The sequence below is a fragment of the Bartonella sp. LB28NMGDW genome (genome assembly GCF_042194435.1).
GTDB classification, from domain to species: Bacteria; Pseudomonadota; Alphaproteobacteria; order Rhizobiales; family Rhizobiaceae; genus Bartonella; species Bartonella grahamii.
Genome location: NZ_JBHIMX010000007.1, coordinates 59,772 through 83,746, shown reverse-complemented (window position 1 = coordinate 83,746; position 23,975 = coordinate 59,772). Strand labels below are relative to the sequence as shown.

Here is a 23,975-nt window from a genome sequence, read left to right as displayed (position 1 = left end):
AGTGTCTTTTAAGGTGTAGTGATGTGAACCGCATGCTGTGGGAAGCTAGCTGGGGGAGGACTAAGAGAAGGGGGGGATTTACAGAGTATTGTTTGCAGACTGAGTTAATAGGGAGCTTCACTTTTTAGTTTAGCCCCCCGATCAAGAGAATATTTAGACCAGCCCGTGATGCCTTAAAAACAGCTTACTTGGGGCTATGGTAATTAAGGTTTTATGCATTAGTCTTTTGAGAGTATGTGATGAATACTGCCTATAAGCCTTATGGAGTACTGTCCTTTGAAGTGTGGTGATACGAAGCGGTTAGTTGTTTAAATCTATATGTTTGAGACAAAAATTAAAGTGGTTTAATATTTTCTTCTGCTGTTTTTAGTTTTTGTATGTCAGATTGGAGAGAGCATCCAGATTTGAGTGAATATATTGCGTATACCTTTGTTGGCGTAATATTTTAAATGGGGAGGCGATCTTATTGGGAAAGAATAAAGGGCTAGAAATCAGCTTTTCTCTGTACCAGCATCCTTTAATTTAGCTTTATTTTTTTCAAAAGAATCTAAAGCACTATCTGTTAAATGATGAAGATTACGCATTATTTCACGCTTCTGTTTCTCTCGTTCTTTAATGGGGGCACGTCCCTCATGTAAAACAGAACGTCATTGTGTTGCCAATTCACGTGCTTTTTTTAAGAAATATTTCTTAAGGCACCTAATCCCATTTCACGGTGATGTTCGTGAATGGTATAGTGGTAGATTCATTGAGCACCACGATCTTTATGCTTAATAAAAAGAGTGCGCTGGCACGATTACACACTTTACCAGCCCCCCCCTGTATGGGGACCAAAGCCCTTGGTATTTGAAACGGTTCATTATAGGCATTTTGAGTTTTTTTGTACGGTTTCACACCACACACTAATCTCGCTCATAACATGCAAGAGAACAGTTTTGATTGATTCAACATAAACAAATTTCAAATGAGAGAATCTTACGATATTCGAGATTCTCATCTAACATGAAAAATAATGAACTATCTTTATAAATCAGTATCTTGGATATGAATAGTATAATGTAAGTTTCCCATGAATGGTATAAAATCTATAGAGTATTAGCATCTTTATTTATAGAGGGAGAAAAGCAGCACTATCATCCTTTTTTTTAATAGTTTAATGCCAATCTTGCTCGTGATGAGCAAGCGAACGATTTTGACTGATTCAATATAAGAAGAAAAATAAGAGAATTTTACGAAAACCTCTTATTCAATATGCAAAAAATAAATTATAAATTAAAATCTTATGGAAATCGTTAAAATGATATTTAATCTGATAATTTCTTTTACGTTTTTTCATCGATAGTATTTGTATTTTCCAGTTTGCTTTGTCTGTCGAAAGAAATAAAAGTAAGAGGAGTTAGATTATTTTTTACAGCGTTTATGTTGTAGGGGGGAGCGTTATTAAGAGGGACTTCCTTTATTGAACTTTTACAACAACTCCTAAAATGATAAGCTTTCATCCAATAAAGCTATTTATTTTTTCCAAAAAGATATCAAGGATAATTTTTATATTAAATCCAAAAGTGGAAAAATATTGGGTGTTTTTTATGTCCTTAATAATGGTTTTATTGAAAGCTTGGAGGTACTGGATAGTTGGAAAAGCTTTCAGCACAATTCCATAATTTAAGAAAAAAGTATCTTTATCAAAGGGGGGCTAAGGCTGTAGATAATGGTTAATAATAAAATAATTTTTTAGAGATGGTCTGTAAAATTAAATATTTGTTGCTCCTAGACGGATTTTAATAGGCACATTACCAGTTTGGCTAGCAACGCGTAAATGAATGCGTACAGGAGGCATTATGAGACGACGGTTGCGTATTGTTTGGCAAATGAGAAGGTTAACAAGAGATTGTGTATCTAATGCAGTCGAATTATATTTTAAACCAGTAAGTTTTGCGGCAGCATCGTGAAGAGAACGCAATGAAAGGAGGGATGATTGCTTCAATAAAATTTCTTTTTTATGGAATGAAGCAAAAGCATTATCTGTCATAATACTATCCTTAACGCAGAATTCAAAAATTTTTAGTAGGCTACAGTATAGCAGTTAAAATTTGCTTTCTTTAATGTAGAGCAAGCATCAAATGCAGCTTTTTTTGATTGAAACCCTGTAAAGCGCGCTCGATAATAACGCTGCCCACTTTTTTCAAACAGTTGCATGTGCGAAGATGCGTGCTTTAAAGTAGAAAAAGCTATATTTTTTGCTTTTAAAAGTAAAGTTTTTGCTTGTTCTTCACTAGGAAGAGAACCAATTTGGATAGCCCATCCGGCATTTGTGGACAAAGAGGCTGTTACAATTTTATGAGTCTCAACCGGTATAGTTTTTTGAGGGTTTGGTATTGGTATAATTACTTTATTTACAGCCGTTATTGCGATATTGGAGTTTTTAGGTTGTTCTGCAAATGCTGTCAACATAGTCGAAATTTCATCGTCAAAATTACTTGAATCAGCTTTAATGGTCGGTATAGGAGTATTGGCACCAGTCGGTAAGTGATAGCGTACAGAAGCCATTAAACGTTCACCACTTTTCATTTGGCTTGCTTTGGGCAAATATTGGTTCAATAGGCTAGCCATATGCTCGTCACGTGCAGTAGACGATTTACCTCCCAGAACAACAGCGACAACAGAGCGCCCATCGAGACGCATTGAAGTTGCTAAATTAGAACCTGACATTTGTGTGTATCCTGTTTTAATTCCATCGACACCTTTCATTATTTTAACGAGTTTATTGTGGCTGTTAATTTTATGTCCACGGAAATTAAAACTTTTTGTTTTGAACAATTTATATTGTTTTGGAAAATGTTTACGTAAAGCTAATGACAAAGTCGCTATATCTCGTGCTGTAGAATAATTGTGCACATCCGGAAGCCCTGAAGCATTCGCGAAATGTGTATGTTTCATGCCAAGTTTACGAGCTTTTACTGTCATCATTTGAGCGAATTTTTTTTCACTACCTCCAAGATATTCTGCAATGGCAGCAGCAACATCATTTGCGGATCTTGTAATGAGTGCTTTAGCTGCTGATTCTGCAGAAATTGTTTGGCCTGCTTTAAAGCCAATTTTTGTCGGTGGACGCATTGCTGCATAATGTGAAACAGGAATTGGTGTATTTGGTGTCACACGACGCATCTGCATAGCTTCAAAGAGTAAGTACAATGTCATCATCTTTGTTAAAGAAGCAGGATAACGTTTCAGTGTTGCATTGGCTTGAAATAGAGTTTTTCCCGTAGTAGCATCTATAACAATAGCCGCATACTTATCAGGATAGGCTCCTTGAGGTGTGGCTGATGCCCAACAGTAAGAAAAAGCTAACACAACAAAAGAAATTGCTATTGTTTTACAGTAGCGCATAATTTTTTGATAATTAATATACACTTGCAGTATCCTATTTCTCCATTTATCCTAAAAAACTTCTATAAAGCTTCCTTTTCTGTAATTTGTTGATGCAGTTTAGACGAATGGTATTACTAATTTGTTTACAGAAGTTATTTTATAAGTGAGTGATTGAAGTCTAACCATAGAGGGAATCTTTTTCTAACACATACAGGTATTGCAATAATTATGAAAGAATTTAAAATTGATAAAAATGTGCTGCATGGAAAACGATAATGGGACAGATGCTTATAATAAACTCTACAGCTCATATTATGCATAATGAAAAGGGCAAGAATTGGGATGAAATTAGGCATGGTGCGGTTATAACGCTTAAGGCTAGAGCAAAACTCGAAAAACCTAAATTATGTCGAGTTTTTTTGCTTAATGATGATTACACACCTATGGATTTTGTTGTTTTCGTTTTGAAGAGCTTTTTTAAAAAAAGTTTCGAAGAGGCAACGCGAATAATGTTAAATGTTCATCACAGTGGGATAGGAGAATGTGGAACTTATACTTATGAAGTCGCTGAAATGAAAATATTACAAGTGAGGGAATGTGCGCGTCAAAATGAACATCCGTTACAATGTGTAATGGAATGGAAGTGAGGAATTATGCCATCTTTTACACCTAGTCTTGAAGAGGTTTTGCATCGTGCATTAACAATTGCTACTCAGGCACAGCATGAATACGCAACATTAGAGCATCTTCTACTTGCGCTGTTAGATGATGCTGATGCAAATTCCGTTATTCAGGCTTGCCAAGTAGATGTGGAGGAATTACGAGAGCGCTTAACCAATTATCTTCGCTCAGAGTTAGATGAACATATTAGAGCTGATGAGGATACTAAGCCTACAGCTTTTTTCCAGCGTGTTATCCAACGTGCGGTGATTCATGCACAATCAGCTGGAAAAGATGAAGTATCGGGGGCAAATGTTCTTGTTGCAATTTTTTCTGAACGTGAAAGCCATGCAGCATATTTTCTTCAAGAAATGGGCATGACACGCTATGATGCTGTACGTTTTATTTCGCATGGTATCACGCGTGATGATGGGTTATCCATGTTACTTGAAGGACTTGAAGAGCAATTAGATCAGCAGATTTCGGATAATGATGAAAGAGGAACAAGTGCTTTAACGAATTATTGTGTTGATCTCAATTGTAAAGCACTTAATGGAAAAATTGATTTATTAATTGGCCGTGAAATAGAAATTTCACGCATGATTCAGATTTTATGTCGAAGGTCAAAAAACAATCCGCTTTTGGTTGGTGATCCTGGAGTGGGGAAAACCGCTATAATTGAGGGATTGGCAAAGCGCATTGTTGATGCGCAAGTGCCTGAAGTTTTATCAAATGCAACAATATTTTCTCTTGATATGGGGGGGCTTGTTGCTGGTACACGTTATCGCGGTGATTTTGAAGAACGCTTAAAGCAAGTTATTAAAGAGTTTGAGCTGTATCCAGATGCTATTTTATTTATTGATGAAATTCATACCTTAATTGGAGCAGGAGCGACATTAGGGGGAAATATGGATGCAGCAAATCTTTTAAAACCTGTATTATCTTCTGGAACTATGCGATGTATTGGTTCGACGACTTACAGAGAATATCGCAAATTCTTTGAACAAGATCGTGCTTTAGAGCGTCGTTTTCAGAAGATTGATATTAATGAACCTTCTGTTACAGATGCGATTAAGATTTTGCAGGGGATGAAGCCTTACTTTGAAGATTTTCATCAGATTAAATATACAGATCAGGCGATGAAGGCATCTGTAGAATTATCTTCACGTTATATAATTGACCGTAGGTTACCTGACAAAGCAATTGATATTATTGATGAAAGTGGCGCAGCGCAAAAGCTTTTGCCACAAAAACAACGCAAGAAGAGTATAGGTGTTAAAGAAATTGAGGCTACTGTTGCTACAATTGCAAGAATTCCACCAAAAACAGTTTCTCGGAATGATCAGAAGATATTGAGTAAGCTTGAAAGAGAACTCAAACATGTTGTTTATGGGCAAGATCAGGCAATTTCCGTCTTAGTTTCATCCATAAAATTGGCGCGAGCAGGTTTACGCGAACCGGATAAACCAATAGGAAGTTATTTATTTTCAGGACCAACAGGTGTAGGAAAAACTGAAGTTGCAAAACAGCTTGCATCATCTTTAGGCATTGAATTATTGCGTTTTGATATGTCAGAATATATGGAACGGCATACGGTAGCACGTTTAATCGGAGCTCCTCCAGGTTATATAGGGTTTGATCAAGGAGGTCTTCTTACAGATGCTGTTGATCAGAAGCCTCACGCAGTCCTATTGCTAGATGAGATTGAGAAAGCACATCCAGAGTTATTTAATATTTTATTGCAGGTAATGGATTATGGTAGATTAACAGATCATAATGGTAAGAAAATTGATTTCCGCAATGTTATTTTGATTATGACAACCAATGCTGGTGCTTCAGATATGGCAAAATCAGCTATTGGATTTGGGAAGGTACATCGTGATGGTGAGGATATAGAAGCAATCAATCGGTTATTTACACCAGAGTTTCGTAATCGGTTAGATGCAATTATTCCGTTTGCCCCTTTATCTCATTTAATCATCAATCAGATAGTGCAAAAATTTATTTTTCAGCTTGAAGCACAATTAGCTGATCGGGGAATTTGTTTTGAATTAAGCCCTTCTGCAACTTTATGGCTTTCCAATCAAGGATATGATTCTCAGATGGGAGCACGCCCATTAGGGCGTGTTATACAAGAATATATTAAAAAGCCATTAGCTGATGAAATTTTATTTGGAAAGTTACGCAACGGTGGCATTGTTCGCGTATTGACACAAAAATCAAATTGCAAAAAAGAAAGCTTACAGTTGGAAATTTCATCTTCCGATATATCTGCAAGTTCAAAGAAAAGTAAAATGGAAAATTTTACAAAAAAACGTGTAGGAAAAAAAAGCACAACAACTTAAGAGTGTGTTATAAGGCTGCACGGATTTTTTTTGCATTCTCTTCAAGTATTTCTGTAGGCGTTATCATATTATTATGAGGGGTAAGTTCTATTCCCTCCATACGTGGTATAATATGAAAATGGAGGTGATAAACGGTTTGTTGACTAGCTGATTCATTAAATTGCATGACAGTTATGCCATCTGCTTGAAAGGCTTTTTTGACGGCATTTGCAATTTTTTGAACAGCTTTAATAACGGGAAATAATGTTTCAGTATCCGCATCAAGTAAGTTTCTAGAGCCTTTTTTAGGAATGACCAGCGTATGACCTGGTGCCTGTGGCATGATATCCATAAATCCAATAACATCATCATCTTCGTAGACACGAACAGAAGGGATTTCATTGCGAATCAATTTAGCAAAAATATTGTTATTGTCATAAGCTTGTTTCATACAAATATTTCCTTTTATTATAAGTTTAAGATTTTAATTAAAAACGAAAAAATGCAAAGTTTATCAGAGTGTAAGACAAAGAAGTATTTTGACTTTAGTTATATTTAGGATGGGGCTCTGTCTTAATGAAGGCTTAGATTTCTATGATGGCTTCAACTTCTACAGGAACATCCATAGGAAGAGAGGCAACACCAATAGCAGAACGGGCGTGTTTTCCAATGTCACCAAGAATATTGACAAATAAATTAGAAGCTCCATTGGCAACAAAAGGAATATCGGTAAAATGAGAATCTACAGCCACAAAAACAGTAATTTTTACCACACGTTTTATTTTATTTAAGTCACCTAGAGTTGCCTTGAGTTGAGCGAGAATATTGAGAGCGCAAGCTTCGGATGCTTTTTGGGCTTGTTCGGTATTCACAGTTGCACCAACTTTACCGATGGCTATTGGTTTTCCATTAATAAGAGGGAGTTGTCCAGAAATAAAGAGTTGATTGCCACTTTGTGAAGTGGTGATGTAATTGGCAAGGGGGGAGATTACTTCAGGAAGAGTGATTCCGAATTCCTCTAAGTTTTTTTCAATCATATTGGTCATAATTTAAACTCCATAGCTGCTCTATAATACATTCATTGTATAATCTATTTTTTGATTTAAGGAAATGTGTGGTTAATTGAGAAATTAGCCTTTTTTGCCTTATTGTATGATGTTATGCAACGGGGATAAAGTTTGGAATTTGGGAATGATTAGATCATTATTTATAATAATTTTATATATTGTTTTTTTATGTACAGCGAGAGCTGAAGAGCCTATTTTTATTGTGCCTCATCGAGCAATTTATGATTTTCATCTCGATAGCGTTTCTCATGACATGACAATTTCTGCGATGTCAGGGCGAATGGTTTACGAGCTTACTGGTTCGGCATGCCAAGGCTATAGCACACGTTTTCGTTTTATTAGTCGTGTTCACATTGAAGATATGCCGGTACGTTTAACGGATCAACAGACGACGAGTTATGAAACAGGAGACAGCCGTACATTTCGTTTTAATATTACAGATCAAGAGGGAGAAGAGGTTGCGCATCGTGCTGAGGGGGTCGCGGAGCGTACTCAAGATGGTATTACAGTTACCTTAAAAAAGCCAAAGGAAAAAGAGTATAAGCTTGCAATGGCTGAATTTCCAATGATGCAACTAAAAAATATTATCCGCCATGCAAAAGCAGGGCATCATTTTTACAATGTTACTGTATTTGATGGGACAAATAAAGCAGATAAAGTTATAAAAGAAAGTATCGTCATAGGGGAAAAGAAGGCGCTTTTATCTGATAGCGAAACGGAAAAAGTGAGAAAATTGGATGAAGACGAATATTGGCCTGTTACAATTTCTTATTTTGATGATGGAGAAAATAAAGATGGTTTGCCGGTTTATCGTAGCAGTTTTCTCTTACATGAGAATGGTATCATGCGTGATCTTCATATAGATTATGGAACTTTTTCAGTGCGTGCAAAATTGAACAGTCTCGAATTCTTGGAACTTGGAAAAGATCTTAATCAATGTGAAAATGCAAATATTAAATGATTAAAGAAAATGACTTGAAAAAGAATCAAATATTAGTATGTTTGCACTATTCCACACGCGGAGTTTGGGTGTTTGCAAATAATTTGTGAGAAAATTCTAGCAAGCATCCGCCGGTAGTAGGTTTTCCTGCTTTTTCCGCGGAGGTTGAACCGGAAAGGATAAGATTTATGGCACTACCCGATTTTACTATGCACCAGCTTTTAGAAGCAGGTGTGCATTTTGGTCACCAGACTCATCGTTGGAATCCCAAAATGACTCCCTATATCTATGGTCAGCGTAATAATATCCATATTATTGACCTTGCTCAGACCGTTCCGCTTTTACACCAAGCGCTTAAACTTGTTTCAGATACTGTTGCGCGTGGTGGTCGTATTCTCTTTGTTGGTACGAAAAGGCAAGCATCTGACATTATCGCTGATGCGGCGAATCGTTCTGCCCAGTATTACGTTAATGCACGTTGGCTTGGTGGCATGCTCACAAACTGGAAAACGATTTCCAATTCGATACATCGTTTGCGAAAGCTTGACAAAATTCTTGCTGCTGAGGCGCAAGGTTTTACCAAAAAAGAACGTTTAAATCTTGAACGTGATCGTGAAAAGCTTAATCGTGCGCTTGGTGGTATTAAAGATATGGGATCTGTTCCAGATCTTATATTTGTCATCGATACGAATAAAGAAAATATTGCCCTTCAAGAAGCAAAACGTTTAGGTATTCCAGTGATTGCTATTATTGATACCAATTGCGATCCTGATGACGTAACGCATCCGATACCAGGTAATGATGATGCTTCGCGTGCAATTTCTCTTTATTGCGATCTTTTTGCTCGTGCTGCCCTTGATGGTATTGCACGCCAGCAAGGAGCAATGGGTATTGATTTGGGAGCTCAAGTTGATGCGCCTGTGGAGCCTATTTTGAAAGAAAATGCGGTTTCAGAAGTTTCTGAATAATATAAAACGCCTAATTAAGGTACTTTTATTGTCTAAAGAAGAAGTTATAGGCGTGCAGAGGGGGGGTGCACGCTTTCACTATTACAAAATAAAGAGGCAAATATGAGCATTACTGCTGCACAAGTAAAAGAACTTCGAGAACTATCTGGCGCTGGTATGATGGACTGTAAAGCCGCTCTAGCTGAAACCAGTGGTGATATGGAAGCTGCTGTTGATTGGCTTCGTAAAAAAGGAATAGCTAAAGCAGATAAAAAGGCTGGTCGTACAGCGGCTGAAGGATTAATCGGAGTCGTATCAAAAGATTTAAATGCGGTTTTGGTTGAGGTTAATTCTGAAACAGATTTTGTTGCACGCAATGCCGGATTCCAAGACATCGTGCGCAATATAGCAATTGCTGCTTTGGATACGCCAGGTGATGTTGAATCTGTTTCTGTTTCTCTTTATCCCGGTTCTGAGAAAACTGTAGAGCTTACGATTAAAGATGCAATTGGTACAATTGGCGAAAATATGACATTTCGTCGTTCCGCTAAATTGTCTGTTGAGAATGGTGTTGTTGCGACTTATATACACAATAGTGTAGCTGATGGTCTTGGTAAGCTTGGTGTTTTGGTTGCGATTGAAACAACAGGAAATAAAGAGGCTGCTCTTGCTTTTGGTCGGCAAGTTGCAATGCATATTGCGGCAACCAATCCCTTAGCACTTACAGCACAAGATGTTGATGCTGCTGCTGTTGAGCGTGAAAAAGCAATTTTTTCAGATCAAGCACGTCAGTCTGGAAAGCCTGAAAATATCATTGAAAAAATGGTAGAAGGACGTATGCGTAAGTTTTTTGAAGAGGTTGTTTTGCTTTCTCAAGCTTTCGTTATGAATCCTGATATGACTGTTGAGGCAGCTTTAAAGGATGCTGAGAAATCAATTGGTGCACCAGCAAAAATTACAGGCTTTATTCGTTTTGCATTGGGTGAAGGTGTGGAAAAAGAGGAGTCTGATTTTGCTGCAGAGGTTGCTGCTGCTGTAAAAGGCTAGTTATTGCAAACTCTTGATTAGAGATTTAAAATCATATCGTTGGTTGTAGAATCTCTGGTGTGGGCAATGTAATTGTTGAGAGGGCGTCACGTGAAAAAAAGTGGTGCCCTTCGTGATGTCAAAAGCAAAAAGTAAATGTGCTTTTGGGGAGATTATTAATGGCATTAGCACTTCCGTATAAACGTATTCTTTTAAAAGCTTCTGGTGAAGCTCTTATGGGGGGGCAAAGTTTTGGCATTGATGTTTCTGTTGTAGATCGTATTGCCGCTGATATTGCAGAAGTGCGCACAATGGGGATAGAAGTTGCAGTTGTTATCGGTGGGGGAAATATTTTTCGTGGCGTTGCTGTTGCTTCACATGGTGGAGACCGAGTGACAGGGGATCATATGGGAATGCTTGCAACTGCTATCAACTCTTTAGCATTGCGAACATCTTTGACAAAATTAGGGGTTGAAACTGTTGTACTCTCTGCGATTGCTATGCCACAAATTTGTGAAAGTTTTTCGCAACGTAAAGCAATAGCTTATATGAATCAGGGAAAAGTTGTTATTTTTGCGGGCGGTACAGGAAATCCATTTTTTACCACTGATTCTGCTGCTACTTTGCGTGCAGCTGAGATTGGTGCGGATGTCCTTCTTAAAGGAACACAAGTTGATGGTATTTATTCAGCAGATCCAAAGATAGACCCTACGGCTAAACGTTTTGACCAATTAACACATGTTGAAGTGTTACAATGGGGATTATCTGTTATGGATTCAACGGCGGTTACTTTAGCACGTGAGAACAATGTACCGATTATTGTGTATTCCATTCATGAAAAGGGCGGTTTGGCTAAGGTCTTGAATGGAACAGGACGCTTTACAATAGTATCGGAATAAGGGTAAGCTTCAAAGGACAATTGAAGGAGACAGAAATATGAATGTTACATCAATTATGGATGATCTGAAACGTCGCATGGATGGTGCTATTACGGCTTTTAAACATGAATTAGGTGGTTTGCGGACTGGACGTGCATCGGCCAGTTTATTAGAGCCGTTGACCGTTGAATCTTATGGTTCTGTTGTGCACATAAATCAGGTTGCTAATATTTCTGTTCCCGAACCTCGGATGCTTTCTGTTTCTGTATGGGATAAAACGATGGTAGGAGCTGTAGAGCGCGCTATTCGCGATTCTGGTCTTGGTTTAAATCCCATAACTGATGGTACGAATTTACGTATTCCTTTGCCTGAGTTGAATGAAGAGCGCCGTAAAGAACTTGTAAAAATTGCACATCACTATGCAGAGCAAGCGCGTGTTGCTACACGTCATGTTCGTCGGGATGGTATGGACAATTTGAAAAAGTTAGAAAAAGATGGTGAAATTGGACAAGATGAAGCCCATAGTTTGTCTGAAAAAGTTCAAAAACTCACAGATGAAACGATTGCTGATATTGATAAAATTTTAGCCGTAAAAGAATCTGAAATTATGCACGTTTAAGACGATTTTGTTGTTAGAAAAGGATGTTTACTCCCAGCCTGTAAATTGTTTCTATAGATAAGGGAAGTGGTGTGCTCTGTGATAGCGAGGTGTGATGCAGGAAGGTATTTTATCATTTTGATATGGGAGAGATTGATTCGAAAGGGCAGATGTTTTAATTTTTTAATCTGCGTGGTAAATCATGTCCTTTGCTGGAAGACGCTATTGAGCAGCATGGTGAGGGCTTTCAGTTTAGCATGTCTTTGTTAAACAGCATAATGAAAGCATTCTTAGAAATTATTTAAATATTCTAAGATGAGGGTTGGGGAAAGAATATAACACAAAAAAAACAAGCCTAACCTTTCCTTATTTTCCATTATAAAACATCTGAGTATAATCGATGAAGCAGATGCTATATGGTGTAATTCGTTTTTTTACGACGAATATTTGATAGAGAAGTGTTTTTATATGAAACCTATATTAGTTAATTTATATGGGGATAGGTAGCTGCTTTTTCATTTTATATTTGAGAAAATATTAAAAAAATACTTTAGGATCAATCTTGACGGAGATTTTCGAAGCTGTTTTCATTGATTATTTGTCTTATAAGCGCTATCTTGGTAAACTGAATTGTTTATGATAAATTATAAGGGAAATTTATACAAGTATGAAATAAAAATATTGCGTAGGGAGGTTTTTCTTACGTCAATTTTAGAGCTTGTATTTTCTATTTTTATTGTTTGGATGTTGTTTTGTCTAATTTGGTTTATCGTGTTCTGACAGCTTTTGTGTTTGGTTTTATTGCATTGTATCTAACATGGTTGGGAGGGATCTCCTTTTTTTTATTTGTATGGTGTATTGGCGGTTTTGTTCTTTATGAGTGGATGAGTATTACTAAAGAGAAATGGTGTATTTTACAAAAAATATTAGCAAGTAGCTTTTATTTGATCTTTGGCTTTTTTTTAGTGTTGAGTGTATCTGCTTCATTGATTTTTTGTGTTTTAATCGTTTTGGCTGCGGTGTTGGCTATTATATCTATAAAAAAGAGTGGTTGGGTTTTTTGTGGTTTTTTATATGCATCTTTTCCTGTTGTTGCTTTATGCTTTCTACGGGATCATGAAATGTTGGGGTTCCAAGTTGTTATTTTCTTATTTACGATAGTGTGGGGAACAGATATTGGCGGGTATTTTATCGGACGTGCATTAGGGGGACCTAAATTAGCACCACAATTTTCTCCTAATAAAACATGGTCAGGAGCACTTGGTGGTACATTTGTCGGAGTTTTCGGTGGTATATGGGTTGCTTTTGGATTTTTTGATATAAATTTAGCAAGTTTTTTTGTGCCTCTCCTTACACTTGTTTTGTCAATTGTTTCACAATTGAGTGATTTAGGGCAATCATGGCTCAAAAGACGGTTTTCTGTTAAAGATTCTAGTTCTTTATTGCCTGGACATGGTGGTTTTATGGATCGTATAGATGGATTGGTAGGGGCAGCTTTTCTTCTTTATTTAATTGGTTCATTTATGTCTGATATGGATGCACCTTTTAATCTTTTTAGTATGATCTAATTGGGAGAAGGTAGTTTGGGACTTTTAAATTATATCGTCACTATGGGTGATTTTCTTTTAAGAAGTTTGAGTATTCTTTTCATCATTATGATTATCATTTTTGTGCACGAATTTGGGCATTATCTCATTGGTCGGTGGTGTGGTATTAAGGCGTTAGTTTTTTCGCTTGGATTTGGGCCAGAAATAGCGAGTTATACAGATAAGCATGGCACGAAGTGGCGTTTAGCGCTTATCCCCGTAGGAGGGTATGTAAAGTTTGTTGGGGATGAGGAAAAAAATGATACGGTATCATCCCAATCATCTCTGATTGTTGACGGTTCATTTGCTAGTGCGCATGCTTGGAAAAAAGCAGCAACTGTTTTTGCCGGTCCTTTTTTCAATGCCCTTTTTACTGTTGTTATTCTAACATTTTTTTTCTTTATCTATGGTCGTGTAGCCATTGAGCCCGTTATTGGTTCTTTGGTAAAAGATAGCCCTGCTCTTCAGTCCGGTTTGGAATTAGGTGATCGTTTTGTTGAAATGGATGGACGACGGGTTGAAAGTTTTGAAGATTTGATGAATTATGTAGCTTTTCACGGAAGAGAACCCATAGAGTTTAAAATAGAACGCATGGGGCGATTCTTTACAACGGTGATTACTCCGAAAATCGTTGAGCGAGATGATGGATTTGGTAATCGAACACGAAGTGCTATGATAGGTGTAGGTGTTCCTATTGATTTAAATAATCCTGCACATTTAGATCCAACTTATATAAAACATATTCGCTATGGTTTTGTAACAGCCGTAAGAGAAGCGTCAGACCGTACTGTGTTTATCGTCACTCAAACCGTTCTTTTTATGAGTCGTTTAATAGGAGGAAAAGAGGACCGTTGTCGGCTAAGTGGACCTTCTAAAACCGTTAAAATTGCTTGGAAAGTGAGCGAGACAGGTTTTGTCTCTTTGTTGAATTTAGCGGCTTTTCTTTCAATAAGTGTTGGGCTTATTAACCTTTTTCCGATTCTACCGCTTGATGGTGGGCATCTTTTATTGCATGTCATTGAGGTCATTACTGGGAGGGAAATATCTGCTAAAATCCAGGGAATTATTTTTCGTTTAGGTTTTTCCATTCTTCTCCTTTTTATGATCTTTGTCTTTTTTAATGATTATTTTTGTTGGTTTAGCTAATTAAATTATGGAAAACGCTTTATAAATTGAGTAATAATAGCGAAAACAAATTGAAGGTTGTTTACCATGTCTGCAAAATGTTGTGGCGTCGTACATTATAATGAGTAATTAAGGAATGAAAAGTCTCGCTGTAAAGAGGTTGTTATGGCAGTTAGCTTTTTAAGGCATCATGTCCAAGGAACAAGAGTAAGGTAAAAAAGCCAATGACTACAAATTCAAAGTTTTTAAATGCAGCATCTGTATTGGTGTTAAAAATGGGGATGATTGCCCCAGCAACGGTTTTTATGTCAATTGCTGCGGTTGGAGAAATACAAGCGTCTGTAGTCCGTTCTATTGAGGTTCGTGGGAATAAGTTTGTAAGTTCTCAGGCAATTCGAGACAATATCGGGATTAAGGCTGGACAAGGGGTTTCCAGTGCTGATGTTGATAATGCTGTGAAGAATCTTTTCGAATTGGGTTTATTTTATGATGTTAAAATAAATCCGGTAGGTGATAAATTGGTTGTATTCGTAAAAGAATATGAGGTTGTCAATCAGATATTGTTTCAGGGAAATAAATCTTTTAAAGACCCAGATCTTAAGCGGTTTATTTCTTTAAAACCGAATGAGCCTTTTAATTCTGCTAAGCTTTCTGCTGATATAAATACAATTCGTGAAGCTTATAAAACTCTTGGTCGTAATAATATCACTGTCAACGTTCAAACGATTAACCTTGGAAAAGGGCGGGTTAATGTGGTATTTAATGTTGTTGAAGGGCAAAAAACAAAGATTGGTGATATCACTTTTAAGGGAAATAGTGTCTTTGGAAGTCGCCGTTTGCGTGATGTGATTTCAACAAAAACTTCAGGAATTTTTTCGAAGTTGTTGGGAGGTGATGTTTACAGTGAAGAGCGTCTCGCTGCTGATGAAGAAGCTTTACGTCGCTTTTATTATAATCGTGGTTATGCAGATTTTCGTGTAGTCTCTTCTAAAGCGATTTTTGATGCAGCAAGCAATAGGTATAAAATTTCTTTCGTTCTTGATGAGGGTGTGCGCTATAAAATTAGTGATATTCAGGTTGAAAGTGATGTTGATGGAATTGACGTTCAATCTGTGAAAAGGGTGCTTAAAACCCAGCCAGGTGATGTCTATAGTGCAGAAGATATTGAACAGTCTGTTGCAATTATTAATAACAAGGTTGCTGATTCGGGATATGCTTTTGCTAAAGTTGAACCGCGAGGAAATCGTAATTTAGCAAATCATACAATTTCAATTTTATATAATATTGAACAGGGTACACGTGCTTATATTCAGCGTATTGATATACGTGGCAATGAGAAAACGCGTGATTACGTCATTCGCCGTGAGATTGATTTAAACGAAGGGGATGCTTACAATCAAACTTTATTACAGCGGGCAAAACGTCGTCTAGAAAGTTTAGGTTTCTTCAAAGCTGTTAATATTTCAATGGTTCCCACAGATCAATCTGACCAAGTTATTTTGGTAATAGATGTCGTTGAAGCTTCAACAGGAGATCTCTCTCTTTCTGGAGGATATACAACAGGGGGAACAAGTCCTGGTATGTCACTTGAAGTTTCTGTTACTGAACGTAATCTTGGGGGACGTGGTCAATATGTTCGTTTAGGGTTGGGTGCAGGGCAAGAAAAATCTCGTAATTATAATTTATCATTTGTTGATCCTTATTTCTTAGGGTATCGTTTATCTGCTGGTGTTGATGTTTTTCGTAGTACTTATCGTGCTGATAAAGCTTATGATGTACGACAGACAGGTGGATCGCTGCGGTTTTCGTTACCTATTAATAATCAATTATCTGCTAATTTAGCTTATTCTTATGTACAGGAAGAATATGATTTTGGCGGAGAGTATGATTTTGACAAAGAGAGTGACGTAATAGCATTATATGGGAAATATTCTGGTGCGATTGTTCAAGCTGCAAAACAAAGCCCTTGGAAACGTTCATCAATTAGTTATGGTTTCACCTATAATACGATTGATGATATGAGATCCCCCCATGATGGGTGGTACGTGCATCTTCTTCAGGAATATGCAGGGCTTGGTGGAAGTGCAAAGTTCTTGAAGACCACGGGTAAGGCGATGATGTACAAGACTCTTTCTGACCAGAAGGATATTGTTGGTTTGCTTTCCTTTGGGGGTGGTTATATCCACGGAATGGGTCGAGATGGTGTTCGTATTTTCGATATGTTTAAAGCAAATACTGATATGATTCGAGGGTTCAAATATAATGGAATAGGTCCGCGTCAGGTTTCCAGTAAGGGTGAGGTTTATTTCTTGGGGGGAACAACATATATGAATGCGACTGCTGAAGTACAGTTTCCTATCCCTGTTGTGCCTGAAGGGTTCGGGTTGCGCGGTGCTTTATTTGCGGATATTGCCACGCTTTATGGCAATAATTATAAAGCCGTTTTTAAGGGTGAACCGCCTGTTACCAATACCAAAAGTGCTTGGCGTTCATCCGCAGGTGTGAGTTTGATGTGGGATTCTCCGTTTGGTCCTTTGCGTTTTGATTATGCTTGGCCAATAACGAAGCAGGAAGGTGATCGTTTGCAACAATTGAATTTTGGTATTTCTACGAAGTTCTAATTTGAGCAATTTTAAGAAGGAAAAACTTGAAGAGAATGGCTTAAGCTGGGAGAGAAAGTATTTTGATGGCGGATACATTTTTTTTTACGCCGTCCCGGCAATTGACAGTTGCAAATGTTGCTGAGTTGACGGGTGCAAAGCTTCTTAATCCAGAGTTTTCTCATAAAGTTATCAATACTCTTTCTTCACTTGAGAGTGCTGTGGAAGGTTCTCTTGTTTTTGTAGAGCATCGGAAGTTTTCTGATGCTTTACTGGACAGTTCCGCTGTTGCTGTTTTTTGTACGAATGAGATTGTTTTTAAAGTTCCCGAAACTATGGCAATTTTGGTAACATCCACACCGCAGCGTGATTTTGCTCAGATTGGTCGTATTTTATTTCCAGATTCTGTCAAGCCAATGCCTTGGTTAGGACCAAAGGGGATTTCATCGCATGCGCATATTCATCCAACGGCAAAGTTGGCACATGATGTGTGTATTGAAGCGGGAGCTGTTATTGGTAAAAATGTTGAGATTGGTGCAGGAACTCTTATTTCATCCACAGCTATTATCGGTGAAAATTGCCGTATTGGATGTGATTGCTATATTGCTCCTAAGGTAACAGTTCAGTGTTCTATAATAGGTGATAAGGTTCAGCTTTATCCTGGTGTTTGTATTGGGCAAGATGGTTTTGGTTATATTGGGGGCGTTTCTGGAATCGAGAAAATTCCACAGCTTGGTCGCGTTATTATTGAGGATGGTGTAGAAGTTGGTGCGAACACGACAATTGATCGTGGGACATTTCAAGATACTGTTATTGGTGAAGGAAGCAAGATTGATAATCTTGTCCAAATTGCCCACAATGTAAAAATTGGCCGCTATTGTCTTATTGCCGCTCAATGTGGCATTGCAGGAAGTACATCGATAGGGGATATGTCTCAGCTTGGCGGAGGTGTCGGAGTAGCCGATCACATCATAATAGGTAAATGTGTTCAGATTGCTGCTCGTAGTGGTGTTATGAATGACATTCCGGATGGCGAAAAATGGGGAGGTAGTCCAGCACGACCATTTAAACAATGGTTTCGTGAAGTAGCGACGTTGCGCAGTATGGGAAAAGTTAAAAAGGAGAAACGCTGATATGATCAGCAGTGAAAAGACTAAAAACTTAGAGGCTGTCGATATTGAAAAACTATTATCAATATTGCCGCACCGTTATCCATTTTTATTAATCGATCGTATAGTTGATATTGATGGTGAACAAGGAGCTATTGGTATTAAAAATATAACGATTAATGAGCCGCATTTTACGGGACATTTTCCCGCGAAGCCTGTTATGCCTGGAGTTTTGATTTTAGAAGCTATGGCACAAACGGCAGGAGCAATAGCACTTTTAAATTTAGGCAATAAGCAAACAAATTTAGTTTACCTTATGACAGTTGATAATGCGAAATTTCGTAAGCCGGTTATGCCTGGTGATCAACTCAAGATTCATGTTCAGCTTTTGAAAAAAAGGTCTGGTATGAGACGTTTTTCGTGCGTTGCAAAAGTAGAAGATGTCCGCGTCGCTGAAGCAGAAATTGCTGCGATGATTGTCGAAGAAGAATAAAAGATATTTGATGGGAATTTAAAAATGTCCGGTACGAAAATCCATCCAACTGCTCTTGTGGAGAAAGGAGCGCAGCTTGGTGAGAATGTACAAGTTGGACCGTTTTGTCATATTAGTTCAGATGCTGTTATTGGTGATGGATGCAGTTTGATGAGTCATGTTGTGATAATGGGGAAGACAACGTTAGGAGCCAAGAGTAAAGTATTTTCTCATGCAGTTTTGGGAGCAGATCCGCAAAATAATAAACATAAGGGAGGGGCTACGACTCTTTCGATTGGTAAAAACTGCACGATTCGTGAAGGCGTAACAATGCATAGGGGTTCCGATTCGAGTGTAGGAATGACAGTGGTTGGTGATAATTGCCAATTTTTTTGTTATGCGCATATCGCTCATGATTGCCATGTAGGGAATCATGTAACATTCGCAAATAATGTGATGATAGCTGGCCATGTTATTATTGGTGATTATGTAATTATTGGTGGGGGTGCTGCTGTGCATCAATTTGTTCGTGTTGGGCATCATGCATTTATTGGTGGTGTATCAGCATTGGTTGGTGATCTCATTCCCTATGGAACAGCTGTTGGGGTACAGGCAAAACTTGCTGGACTCAATATTATTGGCATGAAGCGTGCGGGACTTGAGCGTCAAGATATTCATGCACTCCGTCATGCGGTTGCTATGCTTTTTGATCATAGCAAACCATTTAAAGAGCGTGTCAGTGATGTTGCTTCTTTCTATTCTTCTTCTCAGTCTGTTCTTGATATAGTTAATTTTATTAAGGAAGAAGGAAAACGTTTTTATTGTACACCAAAATTTGAAGGTGATAGAATAAAAGAACATAAGGATTAAAAATGCCTATTTGGGGAGCCAGAAGTTTTCTTTCCGGCCGTACTGCTATTATAGCAGGAAATGGTGTTCTACCGATTACTGTTGCGCAGGCTCTTGAGAAGAATGGAGAGAATCCTTTTCTTGTGCTTTTGCGTGGTGAGGCGGATTCTGTTCTTTATCGCTATGAGCATTGCGAGCTATCAATTGTGGAGTTAGCGCGACTCGTTAAAATCTTAAAAGAGGCTGGAGTTTATAATGTTGTTTTGGCAGGTGGTGTGAAAAAGCGCCCACTTCTTAAACAATTGCGACTGGACTGGACAACATTTTTAGCTCTCCCTAAGTTAATCGGAGCTTTGAAGAGAGGGGATGATGCGTTATTAAAAGCTTTTATACGGATTATTGAAACGTATGGTTTTCGTGTTGTTGGTGCTCACGAGATAGTCGCAGATCTTTTAGCTCCCATAGAGTTTGATTTAACAGTGCGGCGTGCTACGCGAAAAGAGAAAAAAGATATTTTTTTAGCAGCAGAAGCAGCAAAGCTTTTAGGTCAATTAGATATCGGGCAAGCCGTTGTTGTTGTCCAAGGAAGGGTGGTTGCACTGGAGGGCGCTGAGGGAACTGATAATATGTTGTGGCGTGTTTGTGAAATGCGAGAAAGAGGGCAAATTCCCCTTAAAGGTGGCGTTCTTGTAAAATGTGCAAAACCACAACAGGATAATCGCGTTGATTTACCATCAATTGGGCCCGCGACAATAATGAATATTGCAAAGAGTGGTTTATCTGGTGTTGCAGTGGAGGCAAATAGAAGTCTAATATTATCGGTGAAAACAACAATAGAAAAAGCCAACAAATATTCTCTATTTATAGAGACATTTGAAAAGTTTGGTCATGAATAATTGTTTCTTAAAGATTGCTGTGGTTTCAGGGGAGGAATCTGGTGATTTACTTGCGTCTGATTTGATTTCTTGTTTATCACAACAGATAGGATGCGATATTCATTTGATTGGTGTTGGGGGGAGGCATTTAAAGGCATTAGGTTTAAAAAGCTTTTTTGATTCCCATGATATTGCTTTAATAGGTATAAAGGAGGTGTTTAAAAAACTACCATTATTGTTGCTACATATTCGCAATTTATCCAAATTTATTGCACAAGAACAACCTGATTGCCTCATTATTATTGATAGTCCTGATTTCACGCATCGTGTTGCAAAAAAGGTGCGCGTTTTAGCGCCTTCTATTCCGATCATAAAATATGTCGCACCAACCGTTTGGGCCTGGCGTCCAGAGCGCGCTAAAGCTATGCGCAAATTTGTTGACCATGTTTTAGCGGTTTTTCCTTTTGAAGAAAAGATTATGCAAGATTTGGGTGGTCCTCCCACGACCTACGTTGGACATCGTCTTTTGACATATCCTCCCCTTTTGATAGTTCAGTCAGAAAAAAAATGCCAATTAGAACAAAGAAATTTGATCGATACACAAACATCATCGCCTACATTAGTTATTTTACCAGGATCACGCAATTTAGAAATTCATTCCTTAATGCCTATTTTTCGAGAAACAGTAGAGATTCTTGTACAACGTATTCCTCATTTACGTATTATTTTACCAACCTTACCACGTTTAGCGGATAAAATTCGTGATTTTGTACAAGGCTGGAAAAGCAAAGTAGAAATTGTAGTTGGTGAAGATGCAAAATGGCGTGCTTTTGCACAAGCAGATGTTGCACTTGCAGCATCTGGAACGGTTTCGCTTGAATTAGCATTAGCTAAAATTCCAACGGTCCTTTGCTATAAACTTGATCGTTTTTCTAAATTCTTTATTTTCCCTAAAATAATTTTATGGAGTGCAGCTCTTCCCAATATTATTTCTGATAAGCCTATTGTACCGGAATATTTTGATGAATTTCTACGCCCAGGCATGTTAGCAAGACAAGTAGAAGAACTTTTGTTTAATCCTTTAATACGACAGGCACAACTCGATGCCTTTGAGATGGTAGAACAGAAAATGAAAACTGAAGTACCATCGGGGGTTGTTGGCGCACAAACAATTATCACTCTTTTAAAAAGCAGGAATAAAATTGTATAAATAAAGCAATATGTTAATAATTAATATTTAATTTTAGCCAGAAAATTACAAGCACGTTGGCTTTTAGGATTAGTAAAAAATTCTTCAGAGGCTGTATCTTCAATAATTTTTCCATTTTCTAGAAAGAGTATTCTTTCTGAGACTTTACGTGCGAAGCCCATTTCATGGGTAACACAAAGCATTGTGATCCCTGTATCGGCCAATCGAGCCATCACGTCTAAAACTTCTCCCACACTTTCTGGATCAAGAGCAGAGGTTGGTTCATCAAAAAGCATGACTTCAGGTTCCATACAAAGTGCACGGGCAATCGCAACACGTTGCTGTTGCCCACCAGAAAGTTGTAAGGGATATTTTTCACAGTGTTTTTCAATACCAACATGCGTTAAGTAACGAATTGCCCGTTCTTGTGCTTGTTGTTTAGAAAGTCCTTGAACTGTCATAGGTGCTAAAATACAATTTTGTATAACGCTCATGTGGGGAAATAAATTAAAGTTCTGAAAGACCATTCCTATCTTACGAAGAACACTCTTTTGCTGTTGTATAGGAGCGGTATGGATATCAACATTATGGATACAGATTGAACCTTTTTGTGCTTGTTCTAATTGATTAATACAACGGATTAACGTTGATTTTCCTGATCCAGATGGTCCACAAATAACGATATGTTCACCAGCCTGAACATTAAAGTTGATATCATGTAGGACCTGAAAGTTTCCATACCATTTATTTAGATTTCGAATAGAGATCACAGTATTTTTACAGGGAGAGATCGATTTATTATTTTTCAAATTCATCTTATTTTATTCTTTCATTGATGAATAACTTGATTAATTCAACATTTTTGTTTGTGAAGTTTTTTATGATCATTTTTATTTACCGTAAATATCGAGTGAGGCGTTGTTCGATAAAAACAATAAAACGATGAATGAGTTCAACGATAAAGAGATAGATAAGAGCAGCCCAAACGTAAACTTGAAAATCGAAAGTCCGTGAATAAGTGAGTTTAGCAACCCCCATCAAATCATAAACAGTAATAAGTGAGGCAAGAGCACTGGATTTAATCATTAAAATCAACTCATTTCCTAGGGGGCGTAATGCTACAATCATTGCTTGTGGAAGAATAACTCTAAAAAATGTGACAGAGTTACTTAGACCTAAAGCTTTTGATGCTTCACGTTGCCCAGTTGTTACGGATAGAAAACTTCCTTTAAAGATCTCAGATTGATAGGCAGCAGAATTGAGAGTAAAAATAAAAAGACAACAATACCACGCGTTTTGAAAAAACCACCACAAACCAACCTGTTGCCAGAAGTCATTCATTGAACCAAGTCCATAATAAAAAAGGAAGAGTTGAGCTAATAAAGGAGAGCCACGGAAAAAATAGACATAAGCATTTGCACAATACTGTAAAAATGTATTTTTTGATAAACGTGCAAAAGCGATAAGCATACCAAGAAAAAAACCAAGAGAACAAGAAATAGAAACAAGCTCAACAGTAACAATAAAGCCATTAATAAATTTTGGTCCATAATGACTTAAAAGATCAGGATTGAAAAGGAAATACAGCCACTCAGGAATCATTGACGTAGCACCTTTTTATCGCCTATTTGAGTGTATGTTTCCAAATGGCGTAAGATTGCAGTAAAAACCGCTGAAAATAACAAATAGAGTAAGCATGCTACAAGATAAAATAGCATGGGTTTATTGGTAGCAGCGACAGCTAAGTTCGTTTGTCGCATGAGGTCAACAAGTGCGATGGTTGAAACAAGGGATGTATCTTTCAGTAAAGTAAGCCAATTATTAGAAAGTCCTGGCAAGGCATTTCGGATGAGCTGAGGAAAGACAATACGAAAAAATGTGGTTGACCGTGAAAGGCCTAAAGCTTTAGCCGCTTCATATTGGCCTTTATCAAAAATATTAAATGCTCCAAGCCAAACCTCACAAGAAAAAGCTGCAAGAACCATACTAAGCGCAAGAACACCAGCAACAAAAGCATTGATACTGAACATGATTTCAAAATTAAAATAGTCAAAGACATTTTGAATAAGGCTTTGTAACCCGTAGTAAACTAAAAACAAAGTTAAAAGCTCTGGTAGTCCACGAAATACCGTTGAAAAGAGGCGTGCCATCGCTTTGGCCATCTTAATATTGGATCGAATCATCACTGCATTTAGAAGACCTAGAGGAAGTCCTAGAAGTCCACAACATAATGCCAATGACAATGTCATTCCTGCACTAGAAAGTATAACCGCTCCCCATCCACCATTGCTAAATGATAGCAATGCTAAATTTTCAATCATTCTTGTGTTCCTCATGAAAGAGTTAGATAATATTTTTTAG

The 23,975-nt window shown here is 37.7% G+C and carries 22 protein-coding genes and 1 pseudogene; 15 read left to right on the top strand and 8 right to left on the bottom strand.

The genetic code is table 11. From position 1 onward, the window contains the following. Positions 1-506 precede the first annotated feature (506 nt). The 3 genes and pseudogenes from ACFIKG_RS09905 to ACFIKG_RS05825 form a co-directional block, all read right to left on the bottom strand. Positions 507-869 (bottom strand): annotated as a pseudogene (locus ACFIKG_RS09905) (integrase); the annotation flags it as partial. 881 nt (positions 870-1,750) lie between these two features. Further along, positions 1,751-2,029: a hypothetical protein gene (locus ACFIKG_RS05830; protein WP_375626277.1), complete on the bottom strand. Its 279-nt coding sequence runs from the start codon at positions 2,027-2,029 to the stop codon at positions 1,751-1,753. Between the two features lie 32 nt (positions 2,030-2,061). Further along, positions 2,062-3,411, bottom strand: a complete 1,350-nt coding sequence (locus tag ACFIKG_RS05825) for a D-alanyl-D-alanine carboxypeptidase (protein ID WP_375626275.1) — start codon at positions 3,409-3,411, stop codon at positions 2,062-2,064. Between the two features lie 233 nt (positions 3,412-3,644). On the opposite strand from ACFIKG_RS05825, the gene clpS reads away from it, so the two are divergent. Together clpS and clpA are read left to right on the top strand one after the other, a co-directional pair. Then, complete coding sequence (clpS, locus tag ACFIKG_RS05820) at positions 3,645-4,016, top strand: ATP-dependent Clp protease adapter ClpS (protein WP_375627172.1); 372 nt, start codon at positions 3,645-3,647, stop codon at positions 4,014-4,016. Positions 4,017-4,022: 6 nt separating this feature from the next. Then, the gene (gene clpA, locus ACFIKG_RS05815; RefSeq protein WP_375627174.1) at positions 4,023-6,374 is read left to right on the top strand and encodes an ATP-dependent Clp protease ATP-binding subunit ClpA; all 2,352 of its coding nucleotides are present in this window, start codon (positions 4,023-4,025) and stop codon (positions 6,372-6,374) included. A gap of 7 nt (positions 6,375-6,381) precedes the next feature. Here the strand turns inward: clpA and ACFIKG_RS05810 are convergent, their stop codons facing one another. Next, positions 6,382-6,804, bottom strand: coding sequence for an HIT family protein (locus tag ACFIKG_RS05810; protein ID WP_375626270.1), 423 nt, complete (start codon positions 6,802-6,804; stop codon positions 6,382-6,384). Between the two features lie 133 nt (positions 6,805-6,937). Next, entirely contained in the window at positions 6,938-7,399 is a 462-nt protein-coding gene (locus ACFIKG_RS05805) for a RidA family protein (RefSeq protein ID WP_375626268.1), read from the bottom strand. 145 nt (positions 7,400-7,544) lie between these two features. Here ACFIKG_RS05805 and ACFIKG_RS05800 point away from each other — a divergent pair, with 145 nt between their 5' ends. From ACFIKG_RS05800 to lpxB, 13 genes are all read left to right on the top strand, one after another. Next, positions 7,545-8,381 carry a cell envelope integrity EipB family protein gene (locus tag ACFIKG_RS05800; RefSeq protein WP_273788136.1) on the top strand — a complete coding sequence of 279 codons (837 nt, stop codon included), beginning with the start codon at positions 7,545-7,547 and terminating at the stop codon, positions 8,379-8,381. 167 nt (positions 8,382-8,548) lie between these two features. Beyond that, the gene (rpsB, locus tag ACFIKG_RS05795; RefSeq protein ID WP_375626266.1) at positions 8,549-9,328 is read left to right on the top strand and encodes a 30S ribosomal protein S2; all 780 of its coding nucleotides are present in this window, start codon (positions 8,549-8,551) and stop codon (positions 9,326-9,328) included. A 102-nt stretch (positions 9,329-9,430) separates the two neighbouring features. Beyond that, positions 9,431-10,354, top strand: a complete 924-nt coding sequence (gene tsf, locus ACFIKG_RS05790) for a translation elongation factor Ts (protein ID WP_375627177.1) — start codon at positions 9,431-9,433, stop codon at positions 10,352-10,354. A 158-nt stretch (positions 10,355-10,512) separates the two neighbouring features. Beyond that, entirely contained in the window at positions 10,513-11,232 is a 720-nt protein-coding gene (gene pyrH, locus ACFIKG_RS05785; RefSeq protein ID WP_012755043.1) for a UMP kinase, read from the top strand. Between the two features lie 37 nt (positions 11,233-11,269). Next, the gene (gene frr / locus ACFIKG_RS05780) at positions 11,270-11,830 is read left to right on the top strand and encodes a ribosome recycling factor (RefSeq protein WP_012755044.1); all 561 of its coding nucleotides are present in this window, start codon (positions 11,270-11,272) and stop codon (positions 11,828-11,830) included. Between the two features lie 731 nt (positions 11,831-12,561). Continuing rightward, positions 12,562-13,377, top strand: coding sequence for a phosphatidate cytidylyltransferase (locus ACFIKG_RS05775; protein ID WP_375626262.1), 816 nt, complete (start codon positions 12,562-12,564; stop codon positions 13,375-13,377). Positions 13,378-13,392: 15 nt separating this feature from the next. Continuing rightward, positions 13,393-14,541: an RIP metalloprotease gene (locus ACFIKG_RS05770; protein WP_375627179.1), complete on the top strand. Its 1,149-nt coding sequence runs from the start codon at positions 13,393-13,395 to the stop codon at positions 14,539-14,541. A 203-nt stretch (positions 14,542-14,744) separates the two neighbouring features. Continuing rightward, complete coding sequence (bamA, locus tag ACFIKG_RS05765; protein WP_375627181.1) at positions 14,745-17,141, top strand: outer membrane protein assembly factor BamA; 2,397 nt, start codon at positions 14,745-14,747, stop codon at positions 17,139-17,141. Positions 17,142-17,206: 65 nt separating this feature from the next. Further along, positions 17,207-18,253, top strand: coding sequence for a UDP-3-O-(3-hydroxymyristoyl)glucosamine N-acyltransferase (gene lpxD, locus ACFIKG_RS05760; protein ID WP_375651902.1), 1,047 nt, complete (start codon positions 17,207-17,209; stop codon positions 18,251-18,253). A 1-nt stretch (position 18,254) separates the two neighbouring features. Beyond that, positions 18,255-18,722 (top strand): 3-hydroxyacyl-ACP dehydratase FabZ, encoded by a 468-nt coding sequence (fabZ, locus tag ACFIKG_RS05755; protein ID WP_375626256.1) that lies wholly within the window; start codon positions 18,255-18,257, stop codon positions 18,720-18,722. 24 nt (positions 18,723-18,746) lie between these two features. Then, entirely contained in the window at positions 18,747-19,571 is an 825-nt protein-coding gene (gene lpxA / locus ACFIKG_RS05750) for an acyl-ACP--UDP-N-acetylglucosamine O-acyltransferase (protein ID WP_375626255.1), read from the top strand. A 2-nt stretch (positions 19,572-19,573) separates the two neighbouring features. Further along, the gene (locus ACFIKG_RS05745) at positions 19,574-20,446 is read left to right on the top strand and encodes an LpxI family protein (RefSeq protein WP_375648411.1); all 873 of its coding nucleotides are present in this window, start codon (positions 19,574-19,576) and stop codon (positions 20,444-20,446) included. Next, positions 20,439-21,635, top strand: a complete 1,197-nt coding sequence (gene lpxB / locus ACFIKG_RS05740) for a lipid-A-disaccharide synthase (RefSeq protein WP_375651901.1) — start codon at positions 20,439-20,441, stop codon at positions 21,633-21,635. Before ACFIKG_RS05745 ends, lpxB begins: the two co-directional genes overlap by 8 nt. 20 nt (positions 21,636-21,655) lie before the next feature. On the opposite strand, the gene ACFIKG_RS05735 is transcribed toward lpxB, so the two are convergent. The 3 genes from ACFIKG_RS05735 to ACFIKG_RS05725 all read right to left on the bottom strand — a co-directional run bounded on the left by ACFIKG_RS05735 (position 21,656) and on the right by ACFIKG_RS05725 (position 23,935). Beyond that, positions 21,656-22,429, bottom strand: coding sequence for an amino acid ABC transporter ATP-binding protein (locus tag ACFIKG_RS05735; RefSeq protein WP_375651900.1), 774 nt, complete (start codon positions 22,427-22,429; stop codon positions 21,656-21,658). A gap of 79 nt (positions 22,430-22,508) precedes the next feature. Further along, positions 22,509-23,216 (bottom strand): ABC transporter permease, encoded by a 708-nt coding sequence (locus ACFIKG_RS05730; protein ID WP_375620077.1) that lies wholly within the window; start codon positions 23,214-23,216, stop codon positions 22,509-22,511. Next, positions 23,213-23,935, bottom strand: a complete 723-nt coding sequence (locus ACFIKG_RS05725) for an ABC transporter permease (RefSeq protein ID WP_012755055.1) — start codon at positions 23,933-23,935, stop codon at positions 23,213-23,215. Before ACFIKG_RS05725 ends, ACFIKG_RS05730 begins: the two co-directional genes overlap by 4 nt. Positions 23,936-23,975: the final 40 nt, after the last annotated feature.